The organism is Streptomyces sp. NPDC049687 (assembly GCF_044465285.1).
Classification (GTDB): Bacteria; Actinomycetota; Actinomycetes; order Streptomycetales; family Streptomycetaceae; genus Streptomyces.
The window spans coordinates 128,851-145,577 of sequence record NZ_JBITLN010000009.1; the positions used below are offsets into that span (position 1 = coordinate 128,851).

15 protein-coding genes are annotated in these 16,727 nt (G+C 71.8%); 6 read left to right on the forward strand and 9 right to left on the reverse strand.

Features of this window, described 5'->3' with window-relative positions; all coding sequences use genetic code 11:
• Window positions 1–26: 26 nt before the first annotated feature.
• On the reverse strand, window positions 27–1,094 hold the full coding sequence (locus ACIBVL_RS26880) for an RNA ligase (ATP) (protein WP_399100642.1): 1,068 nt from the start codon (window positions 1,092–1,094) through the stop codon (window positions 27–29).
• Window positions 1,095–1,309: 215 nt separating this feature from the next.
• Window positions 1,310–1,912 (reverse strand): hypothetical protein, encoded by a 603-nt coding sequence (locus tag ACIBVL_RS26885; protein ID WP_399100644.1) that lies wholly within the window; start codon window positions 1,910–1,912, stop codon window positions 1,310–1,312.
• Between the two features lie 210 nt (window positions 1,913–2,122).
• Between ACIBVL_RS26885 and ACIBVL_RS26890 the strand changes: the two genes are divergently transcribed.
• Complete coding sequence (locus tag ACIBVL_RS26890; RefSeq protein ID WP_399100646.1) at window positions 2,123–4,912, forward strand: penicillin acylase family protein; 2,790 nt, start codon at window positions 2,123–2,125, stop codon at window positions 4,910–4,912.
• Between the two features lie 21 nt (window positions 4,913–4,933).
• Here the strand turns inward: ACIBVL_RS26890 and ACIBVL_RS26895 are convergent, their stop codons facing one another.
• Complete coding sequence (locus ACIBVL_RS26895) at window positions 4,934–6,238, reverse strand: serine-threonine protein kinase (RefSeq protein ID WP_399100648.1); 1,305 nt, start codon at window positions 6,236–6,238, stop codon at window positions 4,934–4,936.
• Window positions 6,239–6,482: 244 nt separating this feature from the next.
• Between ACIBVL_RS26895 and ACIBVL_RS26900 the strand changes: the two genes are divergently transcribed.
• From ACIBVL_RS26900 to ACIBVL_RS26910, 3 genes are read left to right on the forward strand one after another with little or no spacing between them, the layout of a single operon-like run.
• Window positions 6,483–7,247 (forward strand): SDR family oxidoreductase, encoded by a 765-nt coding sequence (locus ACIBVL_RS26900; protein ID WP_399100650.1) that lies wholly within the window; start codon window positions 6,483–6,485, stop codon window positions 7,245–7,247.
• Window positions 7,244–8,917 carry a class I adenylate-forming enzyme family protein gene (locus ACIBVL_RS26905; RefSeq protein WP_399100653.1) on the forward strand — a complete coding sequence of 558 codons (1,674 nt, stop codon included), beginning with the start codon at window positions 7,244–7,246 and terminating at the stop codon, window positions 8,915–8,917. The genes ACIBVL_RS26900 and ACIBVL_RS26905 overlap by 4 nt, the downstream gene beginning before the upstream one ends.
• 29 nt (window positions 8,918–8,946) lie before the next feature.
• Window positions 8,947–9,540, forward strand: a complete 594-nt coding sequence (locus ACIBVL_RS26910) for a TetR/AcrR family transcriptional regulator (RefSeq protein ID WP_399100655.1) — start codon at window positions 8,947–8,949, stop codon at window positions 9,538–9,540.
• Between the two features lie 146 nt (window positions 9,541–9,686).
• Here ACIBVL_RS26910 and ACIBVL_RS26915 read toward each other — a convergent pair whose 3' ends face one another.
• A complete protein-coding gene (locus ACIBVL_RS26915; protein ID WP_399100657.1) occupies window positions 9,687–10,901 on the reverse strand; it encodes an acyl-CoA dehydrogenase family protein in 1,215 nt (404 codons plus the stop codon).
• 5 nt (window positions 10,902–10,906) lie between these two features.
• Complete coding sequence (locus tag ACIBVL_RS26920; RefSeq protein WP_399100659.1) at window positions 10,907–11,929, reverse strand: phosphotransferase family protein; 1,023 nt, start codon at window positions 11,927–11,929, stop codon at window positions 10,907–10,909.
• A gap of 211 nt (window positions 11,930–12,140) precedes the next feature.
• On the opposite strand from ACIBVL_RS26920, the gene ACIBVL_RS26925 reads away from it, so the two are divergent.
• Window positions 12,141–13,085, forward strand: coding sequence for an NADP-dependent oxidoreductase (locus tag ACIBVL_RS26925; RefSeq protein ID WP_399100661.1), 945 nt, complete (start codon window positions 12,141–12,143; stop codon window positions 13,083–13,085).
• Window positions 13,086–13,093: 8 nt separating this feature from the next.
• Here ACIBVL_RS26925 and ACIBVL_RS26930 read toward each other — a convergent pair whose 3' ends face one another.
• From ACIBVL_RS26930 to ACIBVL_RS26945, 4 genes are read right to left on the reverse strand one after another with little or no spacing between them, the layout of a single operon-like run.
• A complete protein-coding gene (locus tag ACIBVL_RS26930) occupies window positions 13,094–13,411 on the reverse strand; it encodes a DUF202 domain-containing protein (protein WP_399100663.1) in 318 nt (105 codons plus the stop codon).
• Window positions 13,408–13,800 (reverse strand): YidH family protein, encoded by a 393-nt coding sequence (locus ACIBVL_RS26935; RefSeq protein WP_399100665.1) that lies wholly within the window; start codon window positions 13,798–13,800, stop codon window positions 13,408–13,410. Before ACIBVL_RS26935 ends, ACIBVL_RS26930 begins: the two co-directional genes overlap by 4 nt.
• 31 nt (window positions 13,801–13,831) lie before the next feature.
• A complete protein-coding gene (locus ACIBVL_RS26940; protein WP_399100667.1) occupies window positions 13,832–14,344 on the reverse strand; it encodes an NUDIX domain-containing protein in 513 nt (170 codons plus the stop codon).
• 46 nt (window positions 14,345–14,390) lie between these two features.
• Entirely contained in the window at window positions 14,391–15,284 is an 894-nt protein-coding gene (locus ACIBVL_RS26945; RefSeq protein ID WP_399100669.1) for a DMT family transporter, read from the reverse strand.
• 427 nt (window positions 15,285–15,711) lie between these two features.
• Between ACIBVL_RS26945 and ACIBVL_RS26950 the strand changes: the two genes are divergently transcribed.
• Window positions 15,712–16,680 (forward strand): hypothetical protein, encoded by a 969-nt coding sequence (locus ACIBVL_RS26950; protein ID WP_399100671.1) that lies wholly within the window; start codon window positions 15,712–15,714, stop codon window positions 16,678–16,680.
• The last annotated feature ends 47 nt before the right edge of the window (window positions 16,681–16,727 follow it).

Consider the following 16,727-nt stretch of genomic DNA (forward strand, 5'->3'; position numbering starts at 1 on the left):
ACCCCACCCCGCCCGGCGCGGGCGCCCTACTCGTACTCGGTCCCGCCCTTTCGGGTCAGGTAAGCCCCGCTCACCGCCTTGGCGATGGCACGCCCCCCGGTCACCGGGCTGTAGCGCTCGGCGGCCGGGCGGATCACCACGCCCTCCCGCAGATGCAGCTCCCGCCCCGACACGGTCTCCCGCCCGGTCGCGATCTCCAGCACCCGTTCGCTGTCATAGGGCCCCTCGTACAGCCGTGGCACCAACGGCAGCTCCCCGCCGAGGAGTTCGCCCGCGTCCAGCCATCGCACGGCACCCCCGATCTCCGCGGACACGTCGAACACCGCGTACCCGAGCGTCTCGCGCCGCCCGTCCGCGCCGTAGGTCAGGTCCTGCACCCCCGCGCCGTACACCTCCCCGAAGACGCCGACGCGCCGCGCGCCCAGCCGCTCCGCGAGACGTGCCGCCGCCTCCGCAACGCCATGCCCGCGCACGGCCCGCCAGTACAGGTTGCGCGGGTCCTCCACCAGCGCCAGCGACTTCGCGCCGAAGCCCTTCGAGGACACGTACACCCGTCCCTCGTCGGCGACATACGTCAGCAGGCAGGCCGAACCGTGCAGCTTCTCCGTCAGGACCACCGGCTCGCCGGGCTCGAAGATGTCCGGATAGCGCTGGATGTTCTCGATGTCGACCCACGGCAGCAGATCCGGTGCCGGTTCCACGTCCCCGCTCATGGTCGGCGGGATCGGCGGCACCCACTTCACGATCCCGAGCCGCTCCGCGAAGTCCGTGCCCTCCTCCGCCGCCCGCGCCAGGTCGACATCCGCCAGCGCCTTCGGCCGGCACACGATCCCCTGCGACAGCTCACCCCGCAGCCGCACCGCCTTCACCCGGTCCGACCTGCCGCCCGCCAGTCGACCGGTGAGCCCCAGCTCCTCCACCAGCTCGAGCGGGAGCACCGCCTGCTCGGGGATGTAGAGGGCGGCCTCACCGGTGCGGTAGGCACCCTTGGCGACGACGGCCCGGTACAGGCCGACCTGCGCCAGTTCCAGGGCGTCGGCGTTGGGGTGCTCGTGCACGGTCAGCACTTCGGCGGTGACGCGCAGCGTCGACATGCGGGGACTCCTTCGGTGCCTCAGCTCGGTTTCATCACCCTCAACTCTCTTGACGGGAAAGGGCTGGAGCGACCGGATTAACGGCTGCTACCCTCACCGGCCCCACTGGCCGGGACACCGGAACCGAACGGCGGCACCACAACGGTGAAACAGGGGGTGCGGCATCCCCGGCGCACCCCCGCCATGCTCTCGGAGGGACATCAGTGACAGGACGGTCAGGCCGACATCAGTAGCCGTCCGCGCCGGGCGTACGCCAGCGCCTCGGGAGTGAGCACGGGGCGCGGCACGAGTATTCCGCAGTCCGAGCAGACGGGACCCGCCGACGGTTCGTGGTCCAGGTCGTACCTCCACCGCAGCCGCTCGCCGCCGCAGACCGGGCAGGAGCAACCCGGTTCGCGCTCCAGCGCGCTGATCAGCCGGCGCAGCACCTCGGCCAGCGGTTCACGGGGGTGGACCCGCGGGTCGTCGCACCACGCCACGCCGAAACCGCCCCAGGTCAGCCGGTGCCAGTCGTCGACACTGCCCGGCCTGCGCAGCCCGTCGTGCTTCTCCTTCTTGCGCCGCTCGGCGAACTCGACCTCGTAGGCCAGCCACACCGTGCGCGCCTCCTCCAGCTCGTCCAACGCGGCCACGAGCCGCGCAGGATCGGGGGAGCGGTCCTCGGGTCCGAACCCGGCCCGGGAGCACAGATGGTCCCAGGTCGCCCTGTGCCCGTAGGGGGCGAACCGCTCAAGGCACTTGCGGAGCGAATAACGCCGCAGCGCCAGATCGCACCGCGGGTCTCGCGCCTGTCTCGCCAGACTCCGGAAACCGGCCATCGCCTTGCACCTCCGTCACATCTGCACCTGCACTTCGGTCACTTCGGCGTCGTCGTACGGACGTCGTCGAATAGACGTATCGACATGCGATTCGGCTCCATCCGATTTCCGATGACCCCCACCTGCCGAAAACTTGACGCATGTTCATCTTCAATCCCGGGGATACCGCCGGTAACCTTCCGCCGACCCCCCCGTCGCTAGGAGCTGCCGATGCCACGGCGAACCCCCCGCTTCACTCTCGACAGACTGAGAACTCCCGGCAGATTCCCCGGGTTCCTGAAGACCGCATCCGTATGCGCCCTCATTGCCGGTCTTTTGTCGCCGCTTGCCCAGACGACGGCCGCGGCGGCCGACGCCACGGCGGCCAACGACTACTGCGGCGGCCAGTGTTCCGACATCCTGCCGCCCGGCGAGAACGGCAACGCCACCCTCGCGCAGATCCTCCTCAACCAGGCCTTCGGCACCCAGCCCGACCACGCCGAGGACCAGCTCGGCCCCTACGCCAACCTGGCCAAGGGCTACTCGACCCTCACCAACGCCACGATCAACACCTTCTTCAACGACGCGTCGTTCGGTGTCGCTTCCGATCAAGTCGCCTCCACCGTGAATCCCGCGGGCCGCACCGACGTGACGATCGTCCGCGACAAGAAGACGGGCGTTCCGCACATCACCGGTACCACCAGATACGGCACCGAGTTCGGCGCCGGGTATGCCGCCGCCCAGGACCGGCTGTGGCTCATGGACGTCTTCCGCCATGTCGGCCGCGGCCAGCTCACCGCCTTCGCCGGCGGTGACGTGGCCAACCAGGGCCTCGAGCAGCAGTTCTGGCGCAACGCTCCGTACACCGAGGCAGACCTCCAGGCCCAGATCGACAACGCCGTCGCCACCAACGGCACGCGCGGCCAGCAGGCCCTCGCGGACGCGAACGCCTACCTCGCCGGCATCAACGCGTACATCGACGCCTCCGACAGCGGCCGCTACTTCCCCGGTGAATACGTCCTGACCGGCCACAAGGACTCAGTCACCAACGCGGGAACCATCGACCACTTCAAGATCACCGACCTGGTGGCGCTGGCCTCGGTCATCGGGGCGCTGTTCGGCTCCGGCGGCGGCGGCGAGGTCAACAACGCCGTCTCGCTGCTCGCCGCGCAGGAGAAGTACGGCGTGACGGAGGGCACCAAGGTCTGGGAGGCGTTCCGCGAGCGCAACGACCCCGAGGCCGTCCTCACCGTCCACAACGGCGAGAGCTTCCCCTACGGCACCAAGCCCGACACCCCGCAGGGCGAGGCCCTTCCGGACGACGGCTCGGTGAGCACGCAACCGCTGATCTACGACGCCACCGGCACCGGCGGCGACCAGAGCGCCTCCGCCACCGCCGAGGCGGCCACCGCGACCGCCCTCAGCTCGGCCCGGCGCGGCATGTCCAACGCCCTCGTCGTCAGCGGGAAGGCCACCGCCAGCGGCCACCCGATCGCCGTCTTCGGCCCGCAGACGGGGTACTTCGCCCCGCAACTCCTCATGCTCCAGGAGATCCAGGGCCCGGGCATCAGCGCCCGCGGCGCCTCCTTCGCGGGCCTGAGCATGTACGTCGAACTGGGCCGCGGCCAGGACTACTCGTGGAGCGCCACGACCTCCGGCCAGGACATCATCGACACCTACGCGGTCGAGCTCTGCCAGGACGACTACCACTACCTGTATCACGGCACCTGCACGGCCATGGACGTGGTCGAGCAGAAGAACTCCTGGAAGCCCACCACCGCCGACGACACCGCGGCCGGCTCCTACACGATGCGTGTCTACCGCACCAAGTACGGCCCGGTGGAGTACCGCGCGACCGTCGGCGGCAAGAAGGTCGCCTACACCACCCTGCGCTCGTCGTTCATGCACGAGGCCGACTCCATCATCGGCTTCCAGATGCTCAACGACCCGGACTACGTCAAGAGCCCGCAGACCTTCCAGAGCGCCGTGCAGCACATCAACTACACCTTCAACTGGTTCTACGCCGACTCCACGCACACCGCGTACTACAACAGCGGTGACAACCCGGTGCGCGCGACGGGCGTCGACGCGGAGTTCCCGGTCTGGGCGCAGGCGGCGTACGAGTGGAAGAACTGGGTGCCCGCCACCAACACGGCCACCTACACCCCGGCCTCGGCGCACCCCAACTCCGTCGACCAGGACTACTACGTCTCCTGGAACAACAAACAGGCCCTCAACTACACGACGGCCTCCTGGGGCGACGGCTCCGTGCACCGCGGCAACCTCCTGGAGGACCGGGTGAAGAAGCTCGTCGCGGCCGGCGGTGTCACGCGCGCCTCGCTGGTGAAGGCGATGGCGGACGCGGCGCTCGCGGACCTGCGCGCCGAGGACGTCCTGCCGGACCTGCTGAAGGTGATCAACAGCTCGACGGTCACCGACTCCACGGCCGCCGCCGCGGTGAGCAAGCTGCAGACCTGGCTGACGGCGGGCGGCAAGCGCACGGAGACCTCGGCGGGTTCGAAGGCGTACGCCAACGCCGACGCGATCCGCATCCTCGACGCCTGGTGGCCGCTGCTGGTGAAGGCCGAGTTCGAACCGGGGCTCGGTACCGACCTGTACACCGCCTTCACCGCCAACCTGCCCGTCGACGAGTCCCCGTCGGCCGCCCACGGCCCCACCGGGTCGCACGCCGGAAGCTCTTTCCAGTACGGCTGGTGGAGCTATGTCGACAAGGACGTCCGGGCCGTGCTCGGTGAGTCGGTGCAGGGCGGGCTGACGCAGAAGTACTGCGGCGGCGGCACCCTCAGCGGCTGCCGGGACGTCCTCATCAGCACCCTGAAGACGGCGGCCGGCAAGACCGCGGCCCAGGTCTACCCGGGTGACGACCTGTGCTCGGCGGGCGACCAGTGGTGCGCCGACTCGATCGTCCAGCGCACCCTCGGCGGCATCAAGCACTACAACATCGGCTGGCAGAACCGGCCCACCTTCCAGCAGGTGGTCGAGTTCACTTCACACCGGTAAGTCCTGCGGCGGCGGGTCGCCCTACGTGATACGGCCCGCCGCCAGCACCACCCGCGCCAGCTCGGGGTGCACGATGTCACTGTGCGCCCCGGCCGGCGCCCCGCCCCGTCTGACCACCGCGGCCACGTCGATGTTGACGCAGCCCGACGCCGGCAGCTTCCCCGCGGCCAGCGCCTCGGCGAGCTCGTACGCGCGCGTGCCCGGCACCGCCTGCACCCCGTCGTGCCCCATGGCGCCCCACCGGGCGCCCAGCATGCCCCCGATGCTCAGCGCCGTCTCCCCGACGAACCCCTGCGCGTCCCTCGCCATCCGGGAGGCCAGCGGGTACATCGTCCCCAGCGCCTGGTCGAACCGCGAGAAACAGCACACCAGGGGACCGTCGATGCGGTTCTGCTGGCCCTGGAGCACCCCGCCCGCGCGTGTGTCGTGCGGCAGTCCGGCCGCGAAGGCGTAGTGCGAGAAGGCCCCCTGAAGCAGGGTCACCGACTTCACCGTGCGCACCCCCTCGGGCAGCCCCCGCAGCGCGAACGACACCAGCCGCCCGCCGAAGCTGTGCCCCACCAGATGCACCCGCACGGCCGGCGCCACAGCCGCCAACCGGCCGATGAGCGGCCCGAGCCCCCGTTCGCCCACGGTCCCGGCGCGCCGCTTCATCGCGTAGTACGTCGCCTGCCGCAGCACTTCCTTCGCCCCGTCCCACGGATCGGGCAGCCCGAACCCCCGTTCCCCGCCGTCGGAGGCCAGGGCCGTCGCGAACTCCTCACAGGCCGCCGCCGTCGATCCCGTGAGCATCTCCGGCTCGTCCTGCGGCACCCCCTCCGCCAGCGTGTCCGCCGCGAACAGCGCCTGCGGCCCCGACGGGACGGCGTCCACCAGCTCCCGCACCAGCCGCCCGAACTCCTCCAGCTCGCTCCGTTCCGGTGGCCGCTGTTCCAGCATGCGCGCGATCTGCTCGACGACAGTGGCCCGGCCCGGGAACGTCTCCAGCAGCGCGTGCCGGGTGCCGTCGTCGAGCCCGGGGGCCGCGACCGCGGAGTGCGGGAAGTCGGGGATCGGCTCGTCGCAGAACCGCATCGACGGCCACACCACGCCCACGTACCCGATCCGGGCGGTCGCCGGGGCGAGACCGGGGATCGGCGCGAAGAAACTGCTGTAGAGCCGGGTGGCGCCGGAGCGGTCGTTGTTCCAGCCGTGCGAGAAGAGGATCAGATCGCGGATCCCGCTCTGCTCGACCCCGGCCAGCAGCCGGTCCCGTCGGCCGGCGTCCGCGTCGCCGTCCGCGTCGAAGGTCAGCTCCCAGTACGGCGTTACGCTCATCTGTGCCATGGCAGGCTCCTGTCCCCCGAAGTGGTGCGGTGTGCGGCGTATCGTCCTGCTAACCGGCGAACTTGGCCATACGTCACGGCATGTTCCCCGTGCTCCGGCGGGCGGTCGCTCGGGTGCGGGCCGTGCGGGGCCGGTCCGGCGGTTCCCGCGCCCCCTTCAGGGGGTGTGGTGACCCTCTTTCCTTGAACATACCGACCGGTTAGTCTGGCGCTCGAGCCGTGTCGCGTCGCGTCGAAGGAGACCGATGGTGGGAGCCGTGCAGGATGCCGGAGTGGTCGTCACCGGAGCGGGGGGCGGGATCGGGGCCGCGCTGGCCCGTCGCTTCGCCGCCGAGGGGGCCCGGGTCGTCGTCAACGATCTGGACCCCGGGCGGGTGCGTGCCGTCGCCGACGAGATCGGCGGCATCGCGGTGCCGGGTGACGCCTCCGCGATCGTCGAGCAGGCCCGGGAGGCGCTCGGCGGCACCGTCGACGTCTACTGCGCCAACGCCGGCGTCGCCTCGGGCGGTTCCGAAGCGGCCGACGAGGCCGTCTGGGCGCAGGCCTGGGACGTCAACGTCATGGCCCATGTCCGCGCGGCCCATGCGCTGCTCCCGGACTGGCTGGAGCGCGGCAGCGGCCGCTTCGTCTCCACCGTCTCCGCCGCCGGGCTGCTCACGATGATCGGCGCCGCCCCCTACAGCGTCACCAAGCACGGCGCCTACGCCTTCGCGGAGTGGCTGTCGCTCACCTACCGCCACCGCGGGATCAAGGTGCACGCGATCTGTCCGCAGGGCGTCCGCACCGACATGCTGGCCGCCACCGGCAGCGCGGGCGACCTGGTGCTCAAGCCGACCGCGATCGAGCCGGAGGACGTCGCGGACGCCCTGTTCAAGGGCATCGCGGAGGACCGTTTCCTGATCCTGCCGCATTCCGAGGTCGCCGGGTACTACCAGCTCCGTGCCTCCGACCCCGACCGCTGGCTGGCGAACATGAACCACCTTCAGCAGAAGTGGGAGGCCGCCGAATGACCGCACCCGCCTCCCGTTACGCGGCGAAGCCCTGGCTGGCCCTCCTCGACGACGCCCAGCGCGCGCCGATCGACCCCGCCGACTCCCTGGTGCACGCCCTGCGCCGGTCGGTCGCCCAGGCCCCGGACCGCACCGCCCTCGCCTACTTCGACGGACGGCTCGGCTACCGCGAGCTGGACGAGCTCAGCGACTCCGTCGCCGGTCACCTGGCCGCCCGTGGCCTGGAGCGCGGCGACCGGGTGGCGATCCTGCTGCAGAACTCCCCGCACTTCGTCATCGCCCTGCTCGGCGCCTGGAAGGCGGGCGCGACCGTCGTCCCCGTCAACCCCATGTACAAGTCGGGGGAGGTCGCCCACGTCCTGAGGGACGGCGAGGTGGCCGCGCTGATCTGCTCCGACCGGGCCTGGGCGTCGTATCTGCGCGAGACGGCCGCCGGCTCGCCGGTGCGGATCGTGCTCACGGGGTGCGAGCTGGACTTCCAGACGCGCACCGACGCGCGCGTGCTGACCTTCGAACGGCTCCCGCCGGCCGAGGACGCCGACGACCTGACGGCCGTGGCCCGCGCGGGCCACAAGGCCCCCGCGGACCGCGACCCCGCTCCGGCCGACACCGCCCTCATCAGCTACACCTCCGGCACCAGCGGCACCCCCAAGGGCGCCACCAACACGCACGGCAACATCATGTTCAACGCCGAGCGGCAGCGCACCGGCCTGCGCCTGCCAGAGGCGCCCGTGTACCACGCCCTCGCGCCCCTGTTCCACATCACCGGCATGGTCTGCCAGCTCGGTGCCTGTCTGAACAGCGCGGGCACACTGGTGCTGACGTACCGCTTCGAGACGGGCGTCGTGCTGGACGCCTTCGCCGAGCACCGGCCGCACTACACCGTCGGCCCCTCCACGGCCTTCATGGCGCTGGCCGCCCACCCTGCCGTGACCCGCGACCACTTCTCCTCCTTCGTGAACATCTCCTCCGGCGGCGCCCCCGTGCCGCCGGCCCTGGTGGAGAAGTTCCGGGCCGGCTTCGGACCGTACATCCGCAACGGCTACGGGCTGACCGAATGCACCGCCCCGTGCGCCTCCGTCCCGCCCCAGCACGAGGCACCGGTCGACCCGGCCTCCGGGACGCTCGCCGTCGGCGTGCCGGGCCCGGACACGGTCGTACGGATCGTCGACGACCAGGGCACGGAGGTGCCCTTCGGGGAACAGGGCGAGATCGTCGTACGGGGGCCGCAGGTCGTCCCCGGCTACTGGCGGCGGCCCGAGGCGACCGCCGAGACCTTCCCCGACGGCGAACTGCGCACCGGGGACATCGGGTTCATGGACGAACAGGGCTGGCTGTACGTCGTCGACCGCAAGAAGGACATGATCAACGCGTCCGGCTTCAAGGTGTGGCCGCGTGAGGTCGAGGACGTGCTGTACACCCATCCGGCGGTCCGCGAGGCGGCCGTCGTCGGGGTGCCGGACGGCTACCGCGGGGAGACCGTCAAGGCGTACATCAGCCTGCGTCCCGGCACGGACGCGGATGCCGATACGCTCGCCGCCTACTGCAAGGACAGACTGGCGGCCTACAAGTATCCGCGTCAGGTGGAGATCCTGCCCGACCTGCCCAAGACGGCGAGTGGGAAGATCCTCCGTCGGGAACTGCGTTCCCGCGCGCACGACGGCCAGTGACGCATCGAGGAAGAAGGCAGGTGGCGGCAGTGCCCAGGACGACGGACGGCACAGAGGCTCCTGTTCCGCAACGGCTCCTTGCCGCCGCCACCCGGCTCTTCGCCGAGCAGGGCTACGACCGCACCTCCGTGCAGGAGATCGTCGAGGCGGCCGGCGTCACCAAGGGGGCGCTGTACCACTACTTCGGCTCCAAGGACGACCTGCTGCACGAGGTGTACGCGCGCGTGCTGCGCGTCCAGCAGGAGCGCCTGGACGCCTTCGCGAACGCCGACGAGCCGATCGAGAAGCGGCTGCGGGGCGCGGCGGCCGACGTCGTGGTGACGACGATCGAGAACCTCGACGACGCGATGATCTTCTTCCGCTCGATGCACCACCTGAGCCCCGAGAAGAACAAGCAGGTCCGCGCCGAGCGCCGCCGCTACCACGAACGCTTCCGCGCGCTCGTCGAGGAGGGCCAGGAGGCCGGCGTGTTCTCCCGGGCCACCCAGGCCGACCTGGTCGTCGACTACCACTTCGGGTCCGTGCACCACCTGTCGACCTGGTACCGGCCGGACGGTCCGATGAGCCCCCAGGAGGTCGCGGACCATCTCGCGGACCTGCTGCTCAGGGCCCTGCGCCCTTAGGGCCTGTCCGGCGGACCATGCCGCGGACGCGGGGCTTGGCACGTCCATCTGCGGCGTTGTCGTCGGTTGCCGACGCTCCGCGTCGACGCCCTCCTGCGCACGGGCGAGGGGCGGCCGCACTGGGCAGCCGCCCCTCACCCGTCACCTCACAGGTACTTCTTCAGCTCCCGTCGCGCCAGCGACCGCTGGTGCACCTCGTCCGGCCCGTCCGCGATCATCAGCGTGCGCGCCCCGGCGTACAGCTCGGCCAGCGGGAAGTCCTGGCTGACGCCGCCCGCGCCGTGCAGCTGGATCGCCCGGTCGATGATGTCGACGACCGCGCGGGGCGTGGCGATCTTGATGGCCTGGATCTCGCTGTGGGCGCCCCGGTTGCCGACCGTGTCCATCATCCAGGCGGTCTTCAGGACCAGCAGCCGCAGCTGCTCCACCGTGACGCGCGCGTCGGCGATCCAGTTGTGCACCACGCCCTGCTGGGCGAGCGCCTTGCCGAAGGCGTCGCGCGAGACGGCCCGCCGGCACATCAGCTCGATCGCCCGCTCCGCCATGCCGATCAGCCGCATGCAGTGGTGGATGCGGCCGGGACCGAGCCGGGCCTGGGCGATGGCGAAGCCGCCGCCCTCCTCGCCGATCAGGTTCGTCACCGGCACCCGCGCCCGGTCGAAGATCACCTCGGCGTGGCCGCCGTGGTAGTGGTCCTCGTAGCCGAAGACCTTCATGGCGCGCTCGACCGTGACGCCCGGGGTGTCGCGCGGGACCAGCACCATGGACTGCTGGCGGCGGATGTCGGCGCCGTCCGGGTCGGTCTTGCCCATCACGATGAAGATCTTGCAGTCCGGGTTCATCGCCCCGGAGATGTACCACTTGCGGCCGGTGATGACGTACTCGTCGCCCTCCCGCCGGATGAGCGTGGTGATGTTGGTGGCGTCGGAGGAGGCCACCTCCGGCTCGGTCATCGCGAACGCCGAGCGGATCTCCCCGGCCAGCAGCGGCTCCAGCCACTGCTTCTTCTGCTGCTCGTCGCCGAACTGCGCGAGCACCTCCATGTTCCCGGTGTCCGGCGCGGCACAGTTCAGGGCAGTCGGCGCCAGCTGCGGGGAGCGGCCGGTGATCTCGGCGAGGGGCGCGTACTGCAGGTTGGTGAGCCCGGCGCCGTACTCGGTGTCCGGCAGGAAGAGGTTCCACAGGCCCTGTCGGCGCGCCTGCGCCTTCAGCTCCTCCACCACCGCCGGGGTGTCCCAGGGGGACGCCAGCGCGGCCCGCTGCTCCTCCGCCACCGCCTCGGCCGGGTACACGTACTCCTCCATGAAGGCGAGCAGCTTGGCACGCAGTTCCTCGGTGCGCGCGTCGAACGCGAAGTCCATGGCCGTCAGCCTTCCTGCAGAGTGGTCAGTCCGTGCTCGATGAAGACGGGGACGAGGTCGCCGATCCGGTCGAAGCCGCGCCCGACGGTCTGGCCCAGCGTGTAGCGGTAGTGGATGCCCTCCAGGATCACGGCGAGCTTGAACCAGGCGAACGCCGTGTACCAGGAGACGGCCGAGACATCGCGCCCCGAGCCCGCCGCGTACCGCTCGACCAGCTCGGCCGGTGAGGGATGGCCGGCGGCCGAGGCGGTCGTCGAGATCGGCGAGTCGGGCAGCCTCAGCGGCACGCTGTACATCACCAGCAGGCCGAGGTCGGTCAGCGGGTCGCCGAGGGTCGACATCTCCCAGTCGAGGATCGCCCGGATGGTGTCGTCGGCGCCGATCAGGACGTTGTCCAGCCGGTAGTCGCCGTGCACGACCGCGGGCGCGGGGGACTCGGGCAGCGCCCGCCCGAGCGCCGCGTGCAGCTCGTCGATCCCCGCCAGGTCGCGGCTGCGGGAGGCGTCCAGCTGCTTGCCCCAGCGGCGCAGCTGGCGGTCCAGGAAGCCCTCGGGGCGCCCGAAGTCGGCCAGACCCACCGCGCCCGGATCCACCGCGTGCAGCTCCACCAGCGTGTCCACCAGGGACAGCACCACACCCCGGGTGCGCTCCTCGCCGAGCGGGGCCAGCTCGGCGGCCGTGCGGTAGGGGGTGCCCTCGACGAACTCCATGACGTAGAAGGGCGCCCCGAGCGTCTCGGGGTCCTCGCACAGCAGCACCGGACGCGGCACCGGCACGTTCGTCGGGTGCAGCGCGCTGATCACCCGGTGCTCGCGCTTCATGTCGTGCGCGGTGGCCAGCACATGACCGAGCGGGGGCCGCCGTACGACCCACTTGCCGACGCCGTCCCCGATCTCGTACGTCAGGTTCGACCGTCCGCCCTCGATCAGTCGGCCGGTGAGGGGGCCGGCGACCAGACCGGGGCATTCGCGCTCCAGCAGGACGCGCAACCGGTCGAGGTCGAGTCCGGGCGGGTGGTCGGGGCTCATGGATACGCTCCTACAAACGCGTGAAGGGGACTCGCCCATGATGCCGACCGGTCGGTATGTAGTCCAGTGGCCGCACCCAACGTGATCGGGGCCACCCTGGATCGACGGCTCCTCGGGGTAGAAGCACCAGTAGCCGTGAAGCGCGCTTTTCGGACGACGAAGGGTGCCGTCCCGGTTGCGCGGCGTTCGACTACCCCGGAGGGTCGGTGGCATGAAGGGCATCAGCTACAGCCGGTACGGCGGTCCCGACGTCCTCGAGTTCGGCGAGGTCCGCGACCCCAAGGTCGGCCCCGACTCGGTGCTGGTCAAGGTCCGGGCGGCGGCCGTCAACCCGGTCGACTGGAAGTGCCGCGAGGGCTATCTGGACGGCATCCTGGACGCCGTCTTCCCGGTGGTCCCCGGGTGGGACGTCGCGGGGGTCGTCGTCCAGCCCGGGCCGTCGGTCGCGGAGTACGCCGTCGGCGACGAGGTAGTCGGCTACGTCCGCGAGGACTTCCTCTCGCGCGGCACCTTCGCCGAGTACGTCGCCGCCCCCGTGCGCACCCTCGCCCGCAAGCCCGGCAACCTCACCTGGGAGGAGGCGGCCGGACTGCCGCTGGCCGGTCTCACGGCCTACCAGGTGCTGACCAAGGCCCTGCGGGTCAGGCGCGGCGAGACCGTCCTCGTGCACGCGGCGGCGGGCGGTGTCGGCTCGATCGCCGTGCAGCTCGCCCGGCACATCGGTGCGCGGGTGATCGGTACGGCGAGCGAGGCCAACCACGACTTCGTACGCTCGCTCGGCGGCGAGCCGGTGACCTACGGCGACGGGCTCGCCGAGCGGGTGCGCGGGCTGGCCCCCGAGGGCGTGGACGCGGCCTTCGACACGGTCGGCGGCGAGACGCTGAAAGTCTCCGCCCAGCTGCTGGCACCGGAGGGCCGCCTGGTGTCGATCGCCGACGGCGACGTCGTCGGGTACGGCGGCCGCTACAGCTTCGTACGGCCCGACACCGAGGACCTCACCCGGCTGGCGGAACTCGCCGAACAGGGCGTGGTCTCCGTGCACGTCTCGGAGACATTCCCGCTCGAGCGCGCGGCGGACGCGTACCGGCTGAACCAGGAGGGAAGCACCCGGGGCAAGATCGTGGTCACGGTGGACTGGGACGACGACGGCGCCTGAACTGGGCTTCAGACCACCAGCGCCGCCGCGCACACCGCCGTCGCCAGCGCGCACAGGACCGCGAGGGTGGCGTACCGGGGGGCGAGCGCCGTGGGGTTCGGCGCGGCCGTCAGGGCCCGGATCCGGCGCTGCGCGAGCAGCTGGAAGGCCAGCCACAGCCCGCAGCACAGGGCGCAGGCGATGAGCCCGGCGGCCGAGACGCCCCCGTGCAGCGCGGTCTTCACGGCGAGCACGGCGGCGGCGGTGCTCGACAGGGTCGTACGCCGCCAGGCCAGCCGGGTCCGCTCCGGCTGCAGGCCGGGGTCCCGGTCCGGTGCGGCGCTCACCCGGCCCACCCGAGCAGCACGACGGCGACCATCGCCAGGGCCACCAGCGCGACCACCGCGCTCAGCAGGGCGGGGAAGCGGGAGACCGGCAGGTCCTCGCCCCGGCGCATCGCCCGCTCGCAGCGTATCCAGTGGTTCACCGCGCGCAGCGAGCACAGCACGCCCGCCGCGAGCAGCGCCAGCGCCAGCCCGACCCGCCAGCCCCAGCGCAGGTCCGGCAGGAACTGGTCCACCGCGAAACCCCCGCCGATGAGCGCGAGCGCGGTCCGCAGCCAGGCCAGGAACGTGCGCTCGTTGGCCAGCGAGAAGCGGTAATCGGGCGTGCTGCCCTCCTCCCGCACCTGCTCGGGCGCGAACCACAACCGGACGTTCCGTACGAACTCGCTCACGCGCAGGACCCTACCCGTCGGGGCGGCGGGCTCAGCCCGCCCGGTACTCCTTGAGCCGCTGGTAGGCCGCGAGCCCGTCCGGCACCCACTCCCACTCCGGCAGCCGCCGCTCGACCTCGTCCTCGGGCAGGAAGTCGTGCCAGGCCACCTCCTCGACCTGGGGGCGCACCGGCAGTTCGCAGCGGACCTCGTACACGGCCGACCACCAGCTCTGGCCGGCGCCGTCGTCGTAGAGGAACTTGAAGAGGAACTCCGGGCGGGGGAGCCCGCTCACCCCCAGTTCCTCCTCGGCCTCGCGCAGGGCCGCCTCGTCGTAGGCCTCGCCCGCGCCGACCACCCCGCCGACGAACATGTCGTACAGGGAGGGGAAGACCAGCTTGGCCGGCGTGCGGCGGTGCACGAAGATCCGGCCCTCGGCGTCCCTGGCCTGGATGAACACGCAGCGGTGACGCAGCCCCTCGGCGTACGCGCGCCCGCGGGGGAACTGCCCGATGACCTGGTCGTTCTCGTCGACGATGTCGAGGATCTCGTCAGCAGCGCTCATGGGCCCATCCAAGCAGGCCCGCCGAAGGGCCTGGAGGGTGCCGGTGCTACTGCGGCTGAAGGCTCGGCACCCGCTCCTGCGGCGCGACGCCCCGGGGCATCGCCGGGTGCATGCCGAGCAGGACGATGCCCGCGACGACCGCCGCGAGACCCGCCGCCTCCCAGGCCAGCGCGCCGGTGTCGGTGCGCAGCCGGTCGCCGAGGAAGCCCACCCCGCACACGATGCCGGCGAGCGGCTGGGCGGCGGTCAGCGCGGGCAGCGACATGCGCAGCGGTGCCGTCTCGAAGGCGCTCTGCACCAGTACCAGGCCGGTCACCCCCAGGGCGAGCACGGCGTACGGCTGCCAGCTGGTCAGCACTTCGCCGAGACCGCCCGCGGAGAAGCGCTGGCCGCTCACCCGGGTCAGGGCGTCCTGGACGCCGTAGAGCAGACCGGCCGCGAGGGAGAGCAGGACGGGGCCCGAGCTGAGCCGGGAACGCTTGGCGTACGCGGTGAGCAGCAGGGCCAGGCCGACCATCACGCCGATGATCAGCCAGTGGCGGAGCGGATCGGTGACCGCGCTGCCGCCGCGCGGCTCACCCGCCACGATGAACGCGCTCACACCGCCCGCGAGCAGCGCGAGTCCGGCCCAGCCCTGGCGGCCCAGCGGCTGCTTGGTCTGGTGGCGGGAGAGGGCGAGCGCGAAGAGCAGGTTCGTCGCGAGGAGCGGTTCCACGAGGGAGACCTCGCCCTGGCCCAGGGCGATCGCGCCCAGCACCATGCCGGCCACCATCAGACCGATACCGCCGAGCCAGCGCGGCACCTTGATCAGGTCGAGCAGCAGTCTGGGGGACAGGAAGTCGCCGAGCGGTGCCTTCTGGGCGGCGTTCTGCTGGAGCACAAACCCGAAGCCCAGACAGCAGGCGGCGCTCACGGCGAGAACAAGAACCAGAACCGACACGCTGCGTACCTCGATCATCCGGTCGGACCACGGACGGGGTGCGTAGTGGCCGACTGTAGCCTCCTGGCGGCCTCACTGCCCCTGGAGTGCCCGAAATCTGCTTCCGGGAGTACCCGGAACCGGGTCGTTGACTCGGTCGCGGCGCCCGGCGGACGGGACCGGAGGGCGCGGGGGACCGTACAGCCATGGTGTGGGCTCCGGCGGGCCCGCGCCATGGCGTACGCCACACCGACGCCGGTCGCAGCCCCTCACCGGCGCCCCCACCAGCGCCAGGGCATCCTCAAATCCCTTACAGGTCACGGAACTTGACACCTGTCACGTGCCCCTGGCCCTTGACGCGGGCGTTGGCTGGGGATTTGCTGTGCGTGATCGGCCGATCGCGGGCCGATGTCAGAGCCGTCACCGAGGAGGATGAGGAAGTCCCGCGGTGTCCCCACCCCCACCCCCACGCCCCCTCCGCCGACGTGCCGCCGCCCGGACCCCCGACCCGGCCCTCGACGACGCCGGACTGGCCGCCGCCCGGGCCGCGTTGTCGCAGGGCCGCTGGCAGGCCGCCCGCTCCCTGCTCGCCCACACGGGCGACGACTGGGACCGCCGCGCCCACCGCGTCACCGTCCTCGCCCGCGAACCGTACTCCGCCGCCTGGGCCCACGACTGGCTGCTCGCCCGACCGGGATGCCCCGACGCCCGCGTCCTGCTCGCCCTCGCCCAAGTCCGCCGCGTCCGGCGCGGCAAGGAGGACCCGGCCGTCGCCCGCGCGGCCTGCCGGACCGCCGCCGACCTCGCGCCCGCCGACCCCACCCCCTGGCTGGGCCTGCTCATGCTGGAGCGCGACGGCGCTGCGGAGCCCCAGCGCGGCGCCGAGACCGTACGGATCTTCGAGGAGATCAGGGCCCGCCACCGCGACCACCACCACGCGCACCACCTCATGGTCGCCCGGCTCGCCGAGCGCCGCGCCGGCAGCGGCCCCGACCCGCTGCACGAGGTCTACGACTTCGCCGCCTGGGCCGCCGAACAGGCACCCGCCGACTCCCCGCTCGCCATCCTCCCGGTCGTCGCGCACGCAGAGCGCTACCGCGTCCTGGCCGCGCGCGGCTTCGCGCCCGCGGACCCGGCCGCCTCGGGGCACTGGCGGGACGGCCGCGCCCGGGACGTGATGAAGGCCGCCTTCGACTGGTGGCTCGAGTGGGAGCACGACGGCCACCCCCGCCGGCTGATCGACCTGAACTTCCTCGCCCACGCCAAGGTCTGCGAGGGCCGGGGCGCCGAGGCGGCCGCCCTGTTCCAGCACATCGGCGACCATGTCACCGCCGAGCCGTGGGCGTACCCCGACCGCGACCCGTACCCGGCCTTCCGTGCGGCCCGCGCCGGCGCCCTCGGCCTGAGAGCCGGGTGAGAAGTGATGACGGAAGTCTGACGGCCGCCCGGAATCCTGGCCGTGCC